The sequence below is a fragment of the Halorussus caseinilyticus genome, assembly GCF_029338395.1.
GTDB classification, from domain to species: domain Archaea; phylum Halobacteriota; class Halobacteria; order Halobacteriales; family Haladaptataceae; genus Halorussus; species Halorussus caseinilyticus.
Genome location: NZ_CP119810.1, coordinates 308,565 through 324,112, shown reverse-complemented (window position 1 = coordinate 324,112; position 15,548 = coordinate 308,565). Strand labels below are relative to the sequence as shown.

Sequence of the window (15,548 nt, the reverse complement as noted above, 5' to 3'; positions counted from 1 at the left end):
GTGTTACGCTTCTTACTCCGCCGTTGGACGCACGGAAAGGGGCGGAAACGTGGCGTTAGACTCGTTTTGAATTCGTCACGAGGTACGCGGTAGCACCGTCTTCGACGGACCACCGTTTCGACCGTCGCCACACCGTTTTTTCCGCTCGAAGCCGTCGAAGAGAGGGAGGGTGTGAAATGGGGACCAAAGACCAGTGGTACGAGAACGCGACGTTCTACGCAATCGACGTGGAGGCGTTCGCGGACGGAAACGGCGACGGGGTGGGCGACCTCCGCGGACTGACCGAGCGACTCGACTACCTCGAAAGTATCGGCGTCGATTGCGTGTGGCTCTTGCCGTTCTACCCGTCGCCGAACCGCGACAACGGGTACGACGTGAGCGACTACTACGGCGTGGGCGCCGAGTACGGCACGCTCGGGGACTTCGTGGAGTTCGTGCGCGAGGCCGACCGTCGGGGTATCCGGGTCATCGTGGACCTCGTGGTCAACCACACGTCCGACCAACATCCGTGGTTTCGGGCCGCACGGAGCGACCCCGACTCGAAGTACCGCGACTACTACATCTGGCGCGAGGACCTGCCCGAGAATCCCGACCCCCACCGCGGGCCGGTGTTTCCCGGCGAGGAAGACGCGGTGTGGAGTTACGACGAGGAGGCCGAGGCGTTCTACTACCACCGGTTCTACCACTATCAACCGGACCTGAACGTCGCCAACGACGACGTGCGCGAGGAGATTCGGAAAATCATGGGCTTCTGGCTCCAACTCGGCGTCTCGGGCTTCCGGGTGGACGCCGCAACGCTGATGATAGACAACAAGGGCGGTCTCGAATCGACGCGACTCGACGACCCCCACGGCGTCCTCCGGGACATGCGCCACTTCGTGGAACGCCGCGGCGACGACGCCATCCTCTTCGCGGAGGCCGACGACGCGCCCGAACACCTCGGAGAGTACTTCGGTACCACGACCGGCCGACGCCCAGACGAGGCCGAGGCACGCGAGGAACTCGGCGAGAGCGACGAGATGAACGTCCTGCTCAACTTCCTGCTCGACGCCTACCTCGTGTTGGCACTCGCCGAGGAGAAAGCCGAACCGATTCGGGAGGTGTTGGACCTGCTCCCGCCGCGACCGGCGGGCGGCCAGTGGGCCAACTTCCTCCGGAACTACGACGAACTCAACGTGGGGCGTCTCCCGCAGGACGACCAGCAGACGGTGTTCGAGGCGTTCGCGCCCGACGAGGGGATGCGAATCTACGGCCGGGGCATCCGCCGACGCCTCGCGCCGATGTTGGACGGCGACGGGGACCGCATCCGCCTCGCCTACAGTCTGCTGTTCTCGCTCCCCGGCACGCCGCTGGTGGTCTACGGCGACGAAATCGGGATGGGAGACGACTTGAACCTGCCGGGGCGGACCGCGGTCCGGACCCCGATGCAGTGGTCGGCGGACCGAAACGGCGGATTCTCGACGGCCGACCCCGAGGACCTCGTACGCCCCGTCGTCTCCGACGGCGAGTTCGGCTACGAGTCGGTCAACGTCGCCGACCAGCGCGGCGACCCCGATTCCCTGCTCCAGTGGTTCTCGCGCCTCAACCGCCTCCGCGGGGAGTGCCCCGAAATCGCCACCGGCGACTGGGCGGTGTTCGACACCGACGACCCCGCGGTGTTCGCCCACCGGATGGTCAGCGACCACGGACGAGTCGCCGCGGTCCACAACCTCGGCGACGACGACGCGACGGCGACTCTCGAACTCGACGGCGAACCGACTCGACTCTTCGGCGAAGCGGAGTTCGAGCGGGTCGAGTCGGAGGACAAGACCGATAAAGATGTCTCTCAGAAAGATAAAGATACGTCTAAGAACGATATAGGAGGTTATGGGAACGATAAAGAAGGCTCGGACGGGTGGCGCTTCGAGATGGGTCGGTACGGGTTCTGCTGGGTTCGGTTGGGGTGAGGCGGTTCGAGAACCCGCGTCGATGAGAGAGAGCGGGAGTCTATCCGCTTCGAGACCCGACCCTCACGCCGTCTCGCCCAACTCCTCTTCCAACAGCGCGACGTTGCGCTCGTTGGCCTTCCACACCGCGTCGATGAGCGTCCCGAGGACGGGAATCGACCCGAGAACCGCGTCAACGCCGACGTTGAACAGCATCTTCAGCACGGTGTCCCGCGACGCGCCCATCCGCGCGCCCTCGGCGACGATGTAGAGCGAGATGGCCGCAGAAACTGCGTCGCCGCCGACCGGCAGGATGCCGAGGATGGGGTCGAGTCCGATTTTGTAGTCGATTACCGGAAGCTCGATTGCCTCGTCGAGCAGGTCGGCGACGGCCCGGACGCGCTCCATGCCGGGCGGTTCGTCTTCGACCGAGACTTCGATTGGTTGCCCGTCTTCGTCTGGTCCGAGTTCCATAGAGAGACGGTGGTCCCACGCAGGCAAAGGTTTGCTGGCCTCGTCACGCTAGCAGTTTCAGAACGGGGCCGCCGATTCTACCGACACCGGAAGCGCTGGCCGAAATAGCTAAACCGACATCTGTCGGTACTGGTGCCATGACACGGGACGCGCCGAACGTCGTGTGGCTGACGCTCGAAAGCGTCAGAGCCGACCACACGCCGATGGGGGGATACGACCGGGACACCACGCCCGCGATTCGGCAGTTGGCCGAGGAAGACGATGCCACCGCCTTCGAGAACTGTTTCGCCCACTCGATGTGGACGCCAGCGTCCAGTGCCTCGATTTTCACCGGGACGTACCTCTCGGACCACGGCGTCGGGAAGGAGGGCACCGGAATGAGAAAGCTCCCGCCGGACCTGACGACCCTCCCGGCACTGCTCGCCGACGAGGGGTATCGCACCGCCTGCCTCTCGCCGAACGGTTACCTGAGTTCCGCCAACGGTCTCGACCGGGGGTTCGAGGACTTCTACTGGCTCTCGAAGAACCTCGGCGACGGCGGCGTCGCGGACCTGCTGAAGTACGGTCTCAACCTCGGGTCCCACGAGGGCCGACCCCTCAACGAGAAGACCCGCGCGCTGGCCAAGTACGCGCTCAACGTCCGGTCGCACGGGCCGGGGTTCACCCTCGACAGGAACCGGCACAACCTCTCGTACGTCACGACCGAGATGGCGAAGCAGTGGACCTCGAAGGCCGCGAACGGCGACGACCCCTTCTTCCTCTACGCCCACGTCGGCAACCCCCACCACCCCTACTGCCCGCCGCGGCGGGCGCGCGACCGGTTCCGCGACTCACTTCCCGTGCCGATGGACGAGGCGATAGCCCTCTCGCTCGACCTCTACGGGAGCGCCGACCGAATCCAGCGACTCAACGCCCACGGGAGCCAACTCACCCCCGAACAGTGGGAGACCATCGAGACACTCTACGACACCGAAATCAGCTACGCCGACGACTGCGTTCGGGAAATCGTCAACCACGTCCGGGCGCTCAACGGCGACACCATCGTCGTCGTCACGGCCGACCACGGCGAGTGCTTCGGCGAGTACGGACTCGTCGGCCACAACCTCGCGCTCCACGACGCGCTGACCCACGTTCCGCTGGTCGTCGCGGGCGCGGACCTCGACTGCGACGGCGACGAACTCGTCCAGCACGTGGACGTGACCCGAACGATTGCGAGCATCCTCGGGTGCGACCACGACCAGTTCCGCGGCTACGACCTCCGGACCGAGACGCGCGACTACTGCCTAAGCCAGCGCGGACGCGCCGACTTCGACGAGTTCTTCGCGGTGAATCCGGAGTTCAACACCGAACTTCTCCACGAACAGCCGTTCAGCGCGATTCGGACCCGCGAGTTCAAGTACCTCGAAAGCGAGGGGAAGTCCCAGCTCTTCGAACTCCCCGACGAGGAGACCGACGTGAGCGACGAGCAACCGGAGGCAGTCGAGGAACTGTCGGCCGTCGCCGACGACTGGGTGGACTGGACCGCGGCCGAAACCGACGAGGCGGAGTTCACCGACGAGATGAAAGAGCAGTTGGCTGACTTGGGGTATCTGTAGCGTCGGGCGTTGCGCTCTCTCGCTCTCACTCGCAGTCGCTCCGGCCGAAAAAGAGGCGGCGAGCGGAACTATCCTTCCGCGGTCGTGGTGTCCGAGTCCTGTCTCCGGTCCTCGACCGTGATGATGACAGTCTCGCCGAAGTCGTCGGTGAGGACGCCGAGGAAGGCTTGGCCCGGTTCGAGTCCGAGGTCGGACTTGCCGAGTTCGAACTGCACCTGTCGGGTCTCGCCGGGTTCGGCTTTCACCGTCTGTTGTGCCACGACGGTCCCGTCGATTCGGAGTTGGACCGTCTCGGTCACGGTCCGGTCGCTCGGGTTGCTAACCTCCGCGCCCACGACCAGTTGACTCCCGTTCAGGACCACAGTCTGGGGCGCGTCGAGCGCGGGCACCCGAAGCGACGGCTCTGCGGCGGTGGTCGTCTCGGTCGTCGTCTCGGTTTCAGTCAGTTCCTCCGTCGTCGTCTCGGTTTCAGTCGGTGTCGCAGTCGTCTCGGTCAGCACTTCGGTCGTCGTCTCGGTGGATTCCTCCGTCGTCGTCTCCGTCGGCGTGGTCGTCCGCTCGGGCAGGCGAGTCTCGACGCCCTTCGGCGCGGTCACGACGAACTCGACGTTCTGAATCGTCACGTCGCGGAAGACGAACTCGACGGTCTGGAGTTCGGACCGAGACACCTCCCCGTCGGCCGCGGCCTCGCCGAGACTCTCTTCGAGCGACGCGCCGCTCAGGAGTTTCGTGAGGTCCACGCGGACCGTCCGGTCGCTAATCGTGACGTTCTCCACGACGACCGTCCGGTCGGGTTCGTCTGCGCTCCCGACGATGAACGAGAACCCCTCGACGTTGGCGTTGTCGATTCGGAACGAAATCCGGCGTTCTTCGACCGGTTGCTCGGCCATCGTCGTGGTCGTCGTTTCGGTCGTCGTCTCTATCGTGGTCGTCTCGGTCGGTTCCTCGGTCGTCGTGGTCTCGGTTTCGGTCGTCGTCTCTATCGTGGTCGCCTCGGTCGTCGTTTCGGTCGGCGTCTCAATCGTAGTCGTCGTTTCGGTCGGCGTCTCAATCGTAGTCGTCGTTTCGGTCGGCGTCTCGGTTGTCGTTTCTGTCGTGGTCGTCGTTTCGGTCGGCGTCTCGGTTGTCGTTTCTGTCGTGGTCGTCGTTTCGGTCGGCGTCTCGGTTGTCGTTTCTGTCGTGGTCGTCGTTTCGGTCGGTGTCTCGGTTGTCGTTTCTGTCGTGGTCGTCGTTTCGGTCGGTGTCTCGGTTGTCGTTTCTGTCGTGGTCGTCGTTTCGGTCGGTGTCTCGGTTGTCGTTTCTGTCGTGGTCGTCGTTTCGGTCGGTGTCTCGGTTGTCGTTTCTGTCGTGGTCGTCGTTTCTGTCGGCGTCTCCGTCGTAGTCGTCTCGGTGGTCGTCTCCGTGGTAGTCGTTTCGGTCACTTCCTCGACGGTGACGAACGCCTCGTCCACGACGACCTGATTGTCCACCGTGTACGCGCCGTCGTCTTGACCCTGCGTCTCCACGAAGTCGAAGCTCTGGTTACCGTTCGTGTCCCGGTAGGCGAGCGCGAGGAGACGCTGGGACTCCTCGATTGGTTGGTCGAGCGTTACCTCGACGTTCTCGTGGGACCCGGCTTCGAGGTACTCCGAGGACCCGCGAACGCTGTCGAGGACCGACCCGTTCAGGAGGCTCCGGTCGTGGACGACGACGAATCCGCCCTCCGACAGACTCACCTGCGAGATGGTGACGACGGTGCCGCCGCTCGTCTGGTTCTCCAACGTGACCGACGTGTTGGTCGCTTGCGTCTCTCGCACCACCTCGCTCGGCGGCGACTGGACCGGCCCGGCGTCGGTCCCCGTCGCGGCGAAGGTAGTGGCTACACCCCCGAAAATCGTGGCTGTGGCTAACAGGATAGCCAAAGATGCGTGCTTACGGCTCATTGATTTCTCCCCCGCCAGACAGTCCACGACGATTGGTATAAATCCGCTGGCGGACGAAACGCGAGGTTTCAGGCCGCCACCCAGCGCGTTCGACGGGCCGCCTGTGCGCCCTACCGAAGTTAGACCGAGAGCTTTCGGCCGACCCATCGGGGAATCGCGGCGACGACTCGGAGACCCGGCGCGCCGTCGTAGGCCCAGACGCCGAAGACCACGAGCGCCAGCAGTCCCTCGACGGCGACGAACGAACTCAGCGAGAGTCCCCGGAGGTGGGCCGCGAAACTCGGTTCGGTCGCGTACTCGACGGCGGGCACGACCGGCCACGCGAGAAAGCCCAGCGAGTAGAAGTCGCCGGTCAGCGCGGGGTAGAGCGCGTCACCGAGCAGGTGTGAGAGGTAGCCGATGGCGAACGCAGTCGCCACGGCCGGGCGGTCGAACCGTCGGAGCAGGGCGTGGACGACGGCAATCACGACGGCGGCGCTCAGAAGCGAGTGGGCCAGCGACCGGCCGTTGGGAATTAGACCGAACGTCCACGCCAGCGGTTTGTCCACGAGGTCCGGAAACTGCGTGCCGAACGCCAGCGCGACGGTGGCGTAGCCGTCTGGCGCGCGGCGACTCCGGAGGTGGACGAAGGCGGTGTAAAGCAGGTAGCCGACCGCGAGATGTCCCCATGGCCACATGGGACGCTCTTGGAAACGCGACGGGTTAGTCCTTCGGGCGAGGTGCCTTCGGCCCGCGAACGCGGCCGACGGCCGCGTTCGATTCAGTCGTCCGTGCGGGTTCAATCGCCCGTGCGGTGTCTCGTGCGCGCAGTCCTGCGCGCACGAGACCGGAATAACCCAACGTGTCGGGCCGAGAGCTATTTACCGGTCGAAGTAGTCACCCCGCAGAGAACCATGAAAGCCGTCGTACTCGCCGCCGGAGAGGGAACCCGCCTGCGACCGCTGACCGACGAGAAGCCCAAGGGGATGGTCGAGATAGACGGGGAACCCATCCTGACACACTGCTTCGAGGAACTGAGGGCGCTCGGTGCCGACGAATTCGTGGTAGTCGTGGGCTACCGCAAGCAGGACATAATCAGCTACTACGGCGACGCGTTCGAGGGCGTCCCGATTACGTACTCCCACCAGCGCGAACAGAAGGGACTCGCCCACGCCCTCCTCACTGTCGAAGAACACGTCGAAGACGACTTCATGCTGATGTTGGGGGACAACGTGTTCGACGCGAACCTCGGCGACGTGGTGAAACGCCAGCGAGAGGACCGCGCGGACGCCGCGTTCCTCACCGAAGAAGTGCCCTACGAGGAGGCCGGACGCTACGGCGTCTGTGCGACCAACGACTACGGCGAGATTACCGACGTGGTAGAGAAACCCGAGAATCCGCCGTCGAACCTCGTGATGACCGGGTTCTACACGTTCACGCCCGCCATCTTCCACGCCTGTCACCTCGTCCAACCCTCCAATCGCGGCGAGTACGAAATCAGCGAGGCAATCGACCTGCTCATCCAGAGCGGACGCACCATCGACGCGATTCGGATGGACGGGTGGCGCGTGGACGTTGGCTACCCCGAGGACCGAAAGAAGGCCGAGCGTCTGCTCCGCGGCGAGGACGCAGACGGCGACGAGACCGAAACCGGCGGCGAATCCGAGTCCGGTTCCGCAGAGTTCTCGGCGGAGAGCGACTGAACCCCGGTCCACTCCCGAAGCGCGGGGCTACTCGGGGAGGACCTCCGACTGGGTGAACTCCCGGTCACAGCCCGTGCAGTAGTAGCGTCCGAGACCCCGTTTTCGAACGGGGGATTTCCGGCCGCAGTCCGGACACCCGATTTCCACGAGGAGCGTCATTCCGTCGTCGGTAAACGACGCGGAGCGACTTCAACGTGGTCCCGGCGGGAGCGCGGCGACGTTAGAGAATTGTATACTTGTGTTTAGACAACGTTTTTGATTGGTATACATAATATTATACGTCTCCAGTCGGACGAGCGCGGAACTGGCTCTGGAAGCGACCTGTCGAGTCGCGGTTACGCCGCCTTTATGAACGACCCTCGGACTCCACTATCCATGGGTCGGTGGGGCGAACTCGCTGGTCGGAGGCGTACCGGAACCGCGGACGAGCGACCGCCGTCGATAGAGGAGTTCCTCGAAACCAACCACCAGTTGTTCACGGTCATCGGCATCTTCGGCGCGCTCTCGGTCTACCTGATGAAGTTCCAGCAGTCCACCGCCACGTCCACCGGCGCGGTCGGTGCGGTCCTCCTGCTGTTTCTGCTCACGTCGGCCGTCGCGGTTCGGAACTCCTACCGTTGCACCGAACGAGCGCGCAGGCACGGCGACTACCTGCTGATATTCGGCTACGCCGTCTTCATGTACGCGTTCGTCACGCTCGTCGTCTCCGTCGTGTTGGTCATCCTCAGCAGGTACGCGCAGGGGGCCGAGAGCGTCCTCGGGTCGAGTTTCGTCTACGCGCTGGCGTTCGTCTACGTCCCGTTCGTCTTCGGGACCGACCGCCTCCGGGAGTTCGAGGGGACGACGCCGATGGCCGCCGGGGTCCGGTACGCGCCCCACCTCGCGGCCCTCGTGCTGGCCGGGTGGTACGCGATGCAGTGGTACCGCGGGGTCCCGCCGACGCTGAACCTCGGGAGCGCGGCCTACTCCATCGGCATCGCCCTCGGTCTAGTCGCCAACCACTTCGTCATCACCGCGGTTCTGGTCGGCGTGCTGTGGACCGCCGACGCCGCGGCGTCGGCGGTTCAGAACTAAACCGGAACGCCTCCGACCGCAAGACGGTTGGGTGTAGATTTCGAACCGTCAGTAAACATGAAATTCGAGGACAGAGTATGAGCGACTTCTCCAATCTTGAGGAAAAACACGCAGACAACCGCGAGGAGCGCATCCAGTTCATCAAGGAGTGGGCCGAATACGTCCGTACGCATCCCGACGACGAATGGGGCGAACAGGTGAACAAACTCGTCAATTCGCAAATTCGGGCCGCGCGCCGCGTCGAAGACGAACGACCCGACATGCACAGACTCCGCGAGGAGTCGCCACTATTGAATCCCGAGAAGCGTGACGAAGGCGACGACGCGAGAGACGACGACGCTTAGTAACTCCCGGCCATCCGGTCGATTTCGGGGTCGGTGAACACGTCCTTCTCGTCGTAACTCGGCGAGGAGAACTCCGAGACGACTGCGCCTTGCTCGCCCGCCACGAACCAGTGGCGGGTGTCCGGCGGAATCGTGTACTGGTCGCCGGGTTCGAGGTGAATCTCCTCGCTTGCGGTGTAGAACTCCTCGCGCATCGGCGGCGAGACCGACCAGCCGTCGCGGTCGGACGCCGACGCGTCGTCGGCGTCCTCGGTCTCTACGTACAGATAGACTTCGCCCGCGCGACACCGGAAGGTCTCGCGCTTGCCGGGGTAGTCGTCGAACGGCGGGTGGCGATGCTCCGGGCAGGTCTGGCCGGGGAACAACACGAGTTCCTTCGCACAGTAGCGGTCGTCGTTGACGTAGACCACGATTTCGGTCCCGACCGATTCGAGGTCCCCCAGTCCGTAGTCCACGACTTCCATCCCCGCACGCTCGTCGTCGGTGAGGACCACGCCCGCGTCCGCGAGCATGCTCGCGGCGCGCTCTCGGGCGCGCTCCCGTTCGGTCTCGCTGGTCACGCCGGAACTACGACCCCGAGAACAAAACGGTTGGCGACTCGGAGAGTCCCCGGTCCGGTCTCGTCTTCCCTCGCTTCTTCGTTGCCACTCGGCGTGCCCAACAATGTAGGTCCGAAACGTCGAAAATTCCGCTCCGAGTTTCGCGCCGACCGGCGCGAAACGAACTGTTATTCGAACAAGTCACCGTGTCGCGCCGCGAGGTCGGTGTACTCGCCCGACGAGTAGTCATCGAACGTCTCGGCGGCGTCCACGTCCGTCTCTTCGAGCGGCGTCACGCGCGCGGGCACTCCGCGGGCGAACGACTCGGGCGGAATCGCGTACTCGTCGGGGACGACGGTGCCGGACGCGACGATGCACCTCTCACCGACCGTCACGTCGGTGTTGACGGTGGCGTTGAACCCGACCAGCGCGCCGTCGCCGACTTCGGCGTCGTTCAGAACCGCGCCGTGGCCTACCATCACTCGGTCGCCGACCGTCGCCCCGTGCAGGACCGCGTTGTCGCCGACGTGGGACTGCTCGCCGATTCGGACCGGGGCCACGTCGCCGCGCAACACGACGCCCGGCCAGACGCTGGCGTCCGCCGCGACGGTCACGTCCCCGACGAGGGTCGCCTCCCTGCTCACGCGGGCGTCGTCGTGGACGGTCGGTTCGGTACCTTCGAAGTCGTAGCTACCCCCCATGACGGGGTAGACGGTATCATTCGCCAAAAGGATTCGTCGTGAAGAAATTCCTCAGCGTCGGAGAGACGACAGTTTACGAAGCCCCCGCCCGCTCGCGGCGCCGCGAGCGGGCGGGGTAGGCGCACGTCGGGTCGTACGTCTCGTCGAAGTCCACCCAGTCGCCGTCGTTCCGGTGGTCGTCGTGTTCGTGAAGCGCGAGGGCGAACCGGTAGTCCCCGACGATGGGGTCCCGCCGACAACCATTTGTCCGACGGCGTTGCCAATAGGCTACGGATGTACAAAGCCCAAATCTCCGACGGCGAGCAAATCGAGTGCGAGGACTACGAGGTCGGCGACAACGGCGTCGAACTCTACGACGCGGACGGCGAGTTCATGGCGTTCGTGCCGTTCACCCATCTGCTGTACGTCGGCAACGTCACCGAGAACGGCCAGATGGTGTGGTAGTCAGACGCGCTCGACCATCGCTTCCTCGCGGCTTCTGACCCGGACGGGTTCCGCGCGGTCGGCGAGGGCCACGGCGTCTTCGAGTTTGCTCGCGGTTTCGGCGTAGACGGTGAACAACTCGTCTCCCGCCGAAACCTCGTCGTCCACCCTCCGGGCGAGGGTCAGACCCGCGCGCTGGTCTTTCGGGGCACCGGCGCGGCGGCCGAGTTCGCTGACGAGGCGGTTGTCCACGTGGGTTACGACGCCCGAGCGGTCGGCTTCAATCGTCGCGCGTTCGTCGCCGGGCACGAGGTCCGCGAGCGTCACGTCGGGGTCGCCGCCCTGTGCGGCCACGATGTCGCGGAAGGCGGCCTCCGCGCGGCCGGATTCGAGAATTTCTGCGGCGTCGGCGTCCACGTCGCAGTCGTCGAGGAGAACTTCCGCGAGTCGGACGGCTTTGAGTCGCAGGTCCTCGGGACCGTCCCCGGCGAGGACTGCCAGCACGTCGCGCGCTTCGAGAACCGGGCCGATGCCGCGACCGATTGGTTCGTCGCCGGGCGAGACGGCGGGCGTGACCTCCATCCCGAGGTGGTCGCCGACGCGCTCGAAGTCGTCGGCGAGTTCGCGGGCCTCGGCGGTGCCGTCCACCTTCGACCCCTCGCCGTAGGGTACGTCCACGACGACGTGGGTCGAACCCGCGCAGTGTTTCTTCGAGAGGACCGACGCGATGAGTTGGCCGGTCGGGTCTAGCGAGAGGGGGTTCTCCGCGCGGATGATTTTGTCGTCCACGGGCGAGAGGTCCACCGCGCCGCCCCACACCAGACACCCGTTCGTCTCCGCTACGATGTCCCGAATCTCGCCGACGGAGAACTCGACGCCGCAGAAGACTTCCATCGTGTCGGCGGTTCCGGCGGGCGAGGTGACCGCCCGCGAGGAGGTCTTGGGAATCTTGACGCCCGCGGCGGCCACGATGGGCACGAGTATCGGCGAGACGCGATTGCCCGCCACGCCGCCGATGGAGTGTTTGTCGGCGACCACGGGGTCGTCCCACGAGATGTGGTCGCCGACTTCGGCCATCGCCTCGGTGAGGTGAGTGGTCTCGGCGTCGGACATGCCGTTCGAATAGACGCCCGAGACGTAGGCGGACAGTTCCACGTCGTTGAGTCGGTCGGCCTCGATGTCCCGGACGATGGCCCGAATCTCGTCGGCCTCCAGTTCCCGGTCGTCGAGTTTCTTGCGGACGTACCGGGCGGAGTTTGGTTTGGGCGCGTGGGTGACTTCGACCCGGCCCTCTACGTGCCCGAGTCGGCGCGTGACTCCGAGCGTCCCCGGCGCGACGAGTTCGTCGGTCATCTCCACGATACCGATAGTGGTCGTGCCGTCGGTGGTTATCTGCACCCGGTCTAAGGGGTGGACGCCCAACTCCTCGGCGTCCGCGCCGTTGAGCAGGACCGTCGGCAGATGAGTCCCGATGTCGATTTCGCTGGCGACCAGTTCCATGCCGGTCGTTCGACGCCAGCGCGTATAATCGTGGGGAAGCGACGCCGAGGCGGAGTAAGAAGTGGCGCCTCGGAAAGGTTTAGATTTGTTAAACACGTGTTTTTATTTTTGAGAACAATAATTCTATTTTGCCGTCCGCGCTTCGGCCCGCACGCGCTGGCACTCGCCAGCGCGTGCGGGCCGCTCGTCGGCCGATTCTTTCGGGCGCGGTTCCGCGGTCCGTCCCGCCGGGCGCGTTCGCCCCGTCCCGCCGCGTGCGGGCGCATCCGGTCGGTCGCCGGGCCGACCGGTCGGCCCGGCGACCGTTTCCCACGTTCCGTTACTCGGGTTAATCCCGGTTAATTCGGTTCGACTGGTCCCAAGAATCGAGCGCGTCTAAGGCCGCGGCGACCGGAGTACCCACCGATGAGTTCCGGACTGACCGAGGACGACCGAGAGCGCATCGAGGCGTTCTGCGAGACGCCGCCCTACGACCGCTCGCCCGAGGACCTGCGACCCGACCCGCAGTGCGCCGACGACGTTCGGTCGCCGGACGGCGAGTCCGACGGGTCGCTGGTCGCCGCGGTGTACCACCGCCTCCGGCGTCGGTTCTGACGCGGGACCGCGACTAGGTTTAAGCTCACTGCCACCGCCGCTCTACGGGGGGAACGATGTTTCAGGACCGAACCGACGCCGGACGACAGCTGTCCGACCTGCTCGACGACCGGGACGTGGAGGCCGACGTGGTGCTGGCGATACCGCGCGGCGGCCTACCGGTCGCGCGCCCGGTCGCGGACGCCCTCGGCGCACCGCTGGACGTGGTGGTCGCCTCGAAAATCGGCGCGCCGAACAACCCCGAACTCGCCATCGGCGCGGTGGCCAGCGACGGGTCGCTCTGGCGCAACGAGAACCTCATCGACCGACTCGGCGTCGAAGACGCGTACGTCGAACGAGAGCGCGATTCGGAGGCCGCGGCCGCGCGCGAGAAACTCGAACGCTATCGGGGCACGGCCGACCTGCCCGACGTGGCCGAAAAGCGCGTGGTCGTCGTGGACGACGGACTCGCCACGGGCGCGACCACAATCGCGGCGCTCCGGCAAGTCCGCGCGGCGGGCGCGAGCCACGTCGTCCTCGCAGTGCCCGTCGGGTCGCCCGACTCGGTGGAGCGACTCCGAACCGAGGTCGACGACGTGATAGCCATCGAGACGCCGCCCCACTTCAGCGCCGTCGGCCAGTTCTACCGGTCGTTCGACCAAGTGACCGACGAGCAAGCGATGGCGTACCTCGAAGACTGACCGGTCGGAACTCTCCTCGCGGCCGGGGACCGACTCGGAGCGCTCGCGTTCACACGAAGGCGCTATTTTTAATCGGTTTCGCCTCCCGACGCCGAGAACCCGGCGATTTCCAGAAATGAAATTGTTCTCTTATCGCAATACTGTTCGGAAATCGCCGTAGCCCCTCGAAATCGGCTATCGGCGCTCGAAAGCCGACTTTATCGGATGGTAGACCGTTCCGTTTCGTCTCATCTTTCGGCCGGAATTGCCGCGTCTGCGTGCAAACATCCCACACGATAGCGAAATATTTAAGTACTTGTCGGCCTAACTGTTGGTTAGGAAGCGAGGCTCCGGAGATTCTTTTGGTTCTCTCCCCTCCCTGTGCCTCACCCATCCATCCAATCATGACGAGTACACGCATCCAGAGCTACGACGAACAGACCGACGTAACCGAACGAACCGAGGAGACCGAACGAGCCGAGACCGAACGCGAAGACGAACAGGTGTGCCCCGAGTGCGGCGGCAACCTCGCCACCAGCGACAGCGAAACCGTCTGCGAGGAGTGCGGTCTCGTAGTAGAGGAGGACAACGTGGACCGCGGACCGGAGTGGCGGGCGTTCGACTCGAAGGAGAAAGACGAGAAGAGTCGGGTCGGCGCACCCACGACCAAGATGATGCACGACAAGGGTCTCTCGACCAACATCGGCTGGCAGAACAAAGACGCCTACGGCAAGTCGCTCGGTAGCCGCCAGCGCCAGAAGATGCAACGCCTGCGCAAGTGGAACGAGCGATTCCGCACCCGCGACTCCAAGGAGCGCAACCTCAAGCAGGCGCTCGGCGAAATCGACCGCATGGCCTCCGCGCTCGGTCTCCCCGAGGACGTGCGCGAGACCGCATCGGTCATCTACCGGCGGGCGCTCGACGAGGACCTCCTGCCGGGCCGGTCCATCGAAGGCGTCGCCACCGCCGCGCTCTACGCCGCGGCGCGCCAGACCGGGACGCCCCGGTCTATCGACGAGGTAGCCAACGTCAGCCGAATCGACGAGATGGAGTTCAAGCGGACCTATCGCTACATCGTCCGGGAGTTGAACCTCCAGATTCAGCCCGCAGACCCCGAAGACTACGTGGCGCGGTTCGCCAGCGAACTCGGCATCTCCGACGAGTCCGAGCGCCGCGCCCGCGAACTCCTCCGCAACGCCAAGCGGCAGGGTCTCCACAGCGGGAAGTCCCCGGTGGGTCTCGCGGCCGCCGCGGTGTACGCCGGACCGCTCCTGACCAACGAGAAGGTGACCCAAGCCGAGGTCAGCGAAGTCGCGCAGGTCAGCGAAGTCACGATTCGGAACCGCTACCACGAGTTGCTGGAGGCCTCAGAAAGCGGCGCAGCAGCGGCCTAATTCGGTTTTTCGCGTCCGGCGTGGTGACTCCGAGTGAGACTACCGGCGACACCTATTTTCACCTCCCCGCCGTACCCCTTTCGGGGAATACCCATGCCCGGAAAGAAACTCCTGATGATAGTCGGCGACTTCGGCGAGGACTACGAAATCATGGTACCGTTTCAGGCCCTGCAAGCCGTGGGTCACGAGGTAGACGCGGTGTGCCCCGAGAAATCCGAGGGCGAGACCGTCAAAACCGCGGTCCACGACTTCCGGGGCGACCAGACGTACGTCGAGTCGCGGGGTCACGACTTCCAGTTGACCGCCTCGATGGACGAGGTAGACCCGGCCGACTACGACGGACTGGTCCTTCCCGGCGGGCGCGCGCCGGAGTACCTCCGGACCCACGACGAGGTGCTTTCGGTGGTCCGGCACTTCTTCGAGGAGGACAAACCGGTCGCCGCAATCTGTCACGCGGCCCAGATTCTTGCCGCCGCGGACGTTATCGAGGGCCGGACCTGTTCGGCGTACTCCGCGCTGGAGTCCGACGTGGAGGGCGCGGGCGGCACCTACTACGACGGCGTGACGACCGACGGGAACCTCGTGACGGGCCGCGACTGGGGCGACCACGTAGAGTGGATTTCCCAGTTCCTCGACGTGTTGGGGACCGAGATTCACCACGGCGAGTCGGCGCAGGCCGAACCCGCCGAGGACTGAGCGAGTTCGAGACCGGACCGCGCTCG

The 15,548-nt window shown here is 65.1% G+C and carries 17 protein-coding genes; 10 read left to right on the top strand and 7 right to left on the bottom strand.

Annotated elements, in window-relative coordinates; translation table 11 throughout:
• Nucleotides 1-176: 176 nt before the first annotated feature.
• Nucleotides 177-1,946: an alpha-amylase family protein gene (locus P2T60_RS19115; protein WP_276282355.1), complete on the top strand. Its 1,770-nt coding sequence runs from the start codon at nt 177-179 to the stop codon at nt 1,944-1,946.
• Between the two features lie 63 nt (nt 1,947-2,009).
• Here P2T60_RS19115 and P2T60_RS19110 read toward each other — a convergent pair whose 3' ends face one another.
• The gene (locus tag P2T60_RS19110; RefSeq protein WP_276282354.1) at nt 2,010-2,399 is read right to left on the bottom strand and encodes a DUF4112 domain-containing protein; all 390 of its coding nucleotides are present in this window, start codon (nt 2,397-2,399) and stop codon (nt 2,010-2,012) included.
• A 137-nt stretch (nt 2,400-2,536) separates the two neighbouring features.
• On the opposite strand from P2T60_RS19110, the gene P2T60_RS19105 reads away from it, so the two are divergent.
• A complete protein-coding gene (locus P2T60_RS19105; RefSeq protein ID WP_276282353.1) occupies nt 2,537-3,994 on the top strand; it encodes a sulfatase in 1,458 nt (485 codons plus the stop codon).
• Nucleotides 3,995-4,062: 68 nt separating this feature from the next.
• Here the strand turns inward: P2T60_RS19105 and P2T60_RS19100 are convergent, their stop codons facing one another.
• Nucleotides 4,063-5,916: a DUF7282 domain-containing protein gene (locus P2T60_RS19100; RefSeq protein ID WP_276282352.1), complete on the bottom strand. Its 1,854-nt coding sequence runs from the start codon at nt 5,914-5,916 to the stop codon at nt 4,063-4,065.
• Between the two features lie 119 nt (nt 5,917-6,035).
• Entirely contained in the window at nt 6,036-6,593 is a 558-nt protein-coding gene (locus P2T60_RS19095) for a metal-dependent hydrolase (RefSeq protein ID WP_276282351.1), read from the bottom strand.
• 216 nt (nt 6,594-6,809) lie between these two features.
• On the opposite strand from P2T60_RS19095, the gene aglF reads away from it, so the two are divergent.
• Complete coding sequence (gene aglF / locus P2T60_RS19090; protein ID WP_276282350.1) at nt 6,810-7,598, top strand: UTP--glucose-1-phosphate uridylyltransferase AglF; 789 nt, start codon at nt 6,810-6,812, stop codon at nt 7,596-7,598.
• 27 nt (nt 7,599-7,625) lie between these two features.
• On the opposite strand, the gene P2T60_RS19085 is transcribed toward aglF, so the two are convergent.
• Complete coding sequence (locus P2T60_RS19085; RefSeq protein WP_276282349.1) at nt 7,626-7,757, bottom strand: hypothetical protein; 132 nt, start codon at nt 7,755-7,757, stop codon at nt 7,626-7,628.
• 216 nt (nt 7,758-7,973) lie between these two features.
• Between P2T60_RS19085 and P2T60_RS19080 the strand changes: the two genes are divergently transcribed.
• Both P2T60_RS19080 and P2T60_RS19075 read left to right on the top strand, forming a co-directional pair.
• Nucleotides 7,974-8,672: a hypothetical protein gene (locus P2T60_RS19080; RefSeq protein ID WP_276282348.1), complete on the top strand. Its 699-nt coding sequence runs from the start codon at nt 7,974-7,976 to the stop codon at nt 8,670-8,672.
• Nucleotides 8,673-8,749: 77 nt separating this feature from the next.
• Entirely contained in the window at nt 8,750-9,016 is a 267-nt protein-coding gene (locus tag P2T60_RS19075; protein ID WP_276282347.1) for a DUF8150 family protein, read from the top strand.
• Here P2T60_RS19075 and P2T60_RS19070 read toward each other — a convergent pair.
• Together P2T60_RS19070 and P2T60_RS19065 are read right to left on the bottom strand one after the other, a co-directional pair.
• A complete protein-coding gene (locus tag P2T60_RS19070; protein ID WP_276282346.1) occupies nt 9,013-9,576 on the bottom strand; it encodes a D-lyxose/D-mannose family sugar isomerase in 564 nt (187 codons plus the stop codon). The genes P2T60_RS19075 and P2T60_RS19070 overlap by 4 nt on opposite strands.
• Nucleotides 9,577-9,743: 167 nt before the next feature.
• Nucleotides 9,744-10,256, bottom strand: coding sequence for a gamma carbonic anhydrase family protein (locus tag P2T60_RS19065; protein WP_276282345.1), 513 nt, complete (start codon nt 10,254-10,256; stop codon nt 9,744-9,746).
• A gap of 273 nt (nt 10,257-10,529) precedes the next feature.
• Here P2T60_RS19065 and P2T60_RS19060 point away from each other — a divergent pair, with 273 nt between their 5' ends.
• A complete protein-coding gene (locus P2T60_RS19060) occupies nt 10,530-10,700 on the top strand; it encodes a hypothetical protein (RefSeq protein ID WP_276282344.1) in 171 nt (56 codons plus the stop codon).
• On the opposite strand, the gene P2T60_RS19055 is transcribed toward P2T60_RS19060, so the two are convergent.
• Nucleotides 10,701-12,179: an AMP phosphorylase gene (locus tag P2T60_RS19055; RefSeq protein ID WP_276282343.1), complete on the bottom strand. Its 1,479-nt coding sequence runs from the start codon at nt 12,177-12,179 to the stop codon at nt 10,701-10,703.
• A 405-nt stretch (nt 12,180-12,584) separates the two neighbouring features.
• Here P2T60_RS19055 and P2T60_RS19050 point away from each other — a divergent pair, with 405 nt between their 5' ends.
• The 4 genes from P2T60_RS19050 (at nt 12,585) to P2T60_RS19035 (ending at nt 15,522) form a co-directional block, all read left to right on the top strand.
• Complete coding sequence (locus tag P2T60_RS19050) at nt 12,585-12,773, top strand: hypothetical protein (RefSeq protein ID WP_276282342.1); 189 nt, start codon at nt 12,585-12,587, stop codon at nt 12,771-12,773.
• 56 nt (nt 12,774-12,829) lie between these two features.
• The gene (locus P2T60_RS19045; protein WP_276282341.1) at nt 12,830-13,453 is read left to right on the top strand and encodes a phosphoribosyltransferase; all 624 of its coding nucleotides are present in this window, start codon (nt 12,830-12,832) and stop codon (nt 13,451-13,453) included.
• A gap of 383 nt (nt 13,454-13,836) precedes the next feature.
• Nucleotides 13,837-14,826: a transcription initiation factor IIB gene (locus P2T60_RS19040; RefSeq protein ID WP_276282340.1), complete on the top strand. Its 990-nt coding sequence runs from the start codon at nt 13,837-13,839 to the stop codon at nt 14,824-14,826.
• Between the two features lie 93 nt (nt 14,827-14,919).
• A complete protein-coding gene (locus tag P2T60_RS19035) occupies nt 14,920-15,522 on the top strand; it encodes a DJ-1/PfpI family protein (protein WP_276282339.1) in 603 nt (200 codons plus the stop codon).
• Nucleotides 15,523-15,548 lie beyond the last annotated feature (26 nt).

What these genes read in the sequence shown, in the direction of transcription:
- P2T60_RS19095 (WP_276282351.1), bottom strand. Translation starts at nt 6,593, where the DNA reads ATGTGGCCATGGGGACATCTCGCGGTCGGCTACCTGCTTTACACCGCC.
- P2T60_RS19105 (WP_276282353.1), top strand. Translation starts at nt 2,537, where the DNA reads ATGACACGGGACGCGCCGAACGTCGTGTGGCTGACGCTCGAAAGCGTC.
- P2T60_RS19055 (WP_276282343.1), bottom strand. Translation starts at nt 12,179, where the DNA reads ATGGAACTGGTCGCCAGCGAAATCGACATCGGGACTCATCTGCCGACG.
- aglF (WP_276282350.1), top strand. Translation starts at nt 6,810, where the DNA reads ATGAAAGCCGTCGTACTCGCCGCCGGAGAGGGAACCCGCCTGCGACCG.
- P2T60_RS19110 (WP_276282354.1), bottom strand. Translation starts at nt 2,399, where the DNA reads ATGGAACTCGGACCAGACGAAGACGGGCAACCAATCGAAGTCTCGGTC.
- P2T60_RS19045 (WP_276282341.1), top strand. Translation starts at nt 12,830, where the DNA reads ATGTTTCAGGACCGAACCGACGCCGGACGACAGCTGTCCGACCTGCTC.
- P2T60_RS19040 (WP_276282340.1), top strand. Translation starts at nt 13,837, where the DNA reads ATGACGAGTACACGCATCCAGAGCTACGACGAACAGACCGACGTAACC.
- P2T60_RS19065 (WP_276282345.1), bottom strand. Translation starts at nt 10,256, where the DNA reads ATGGGGGGTAGCTACGACTTCGAAGGTACCGAACCGACCGTCCACGAC.
- P2T60_RS19085 (WP_276282349.1), bottom strand. Translation starts at nt 7,757, where the DNA reads ATGACGCTCCTCGTGGAAATCGGGTGTCCGGACTGCGGCCGGAAATCC.
- P2T60_RS19115 (WP_276282355.1), top strand. Translation starts at nt 177, where the DNA reads ATGGGGACCAAAGACCAGTGGTACGAGAACGCGACGTTCTACGCAATC.
- P2T60_RS19035 (WP_276282339.1), top strand. Translation starts at nt 14,920, where the DNA reads ATGCCCGGAAAGAAACTCCTGATGATAGTCGGCGACTTCGGCGAGGAC.
- P2T60_RS19080 (WP_276282348.1), top strand. Translation starts at nt 7,974, where the DNA reads ATGGGTCGGTGGGGCGAACTCGCTGGTCGGAGGCGTACCGGAACCGCG.
- P2T60_RS19100 (WP_276282352.1), bottom strand. Translation starts at nt 5,916, where the DNA reads ATGAGCCGTAAGCACGCATCTTTGGCTATCCTGTTAGCCACAGCCACG.
- P2T60_RS19060 (WP_276282344.1), top strand. Translation starts at nt 10,530, where the DNA reads ATGTACAAAGCCCAAATCTCCGACGGCGAGCAAATCGAGTGCGAGGAC.
- P2T60_RS19050 (WP_276282342.1), top strand. Translation starts at nt 12,585, where the DNA reads ATGAGTTCCGGACTGACCGAGGACGACCGAGAGCGCATCGAGGCGTTC.
- P2T60_RS19075 (WP_276282347.1), top strand. Translation starts at nt 8,750, where the DNA reads ATGAGCGACTTCTCCAATCTTGAGGAAAAACACGCAGACAACCGCGAG.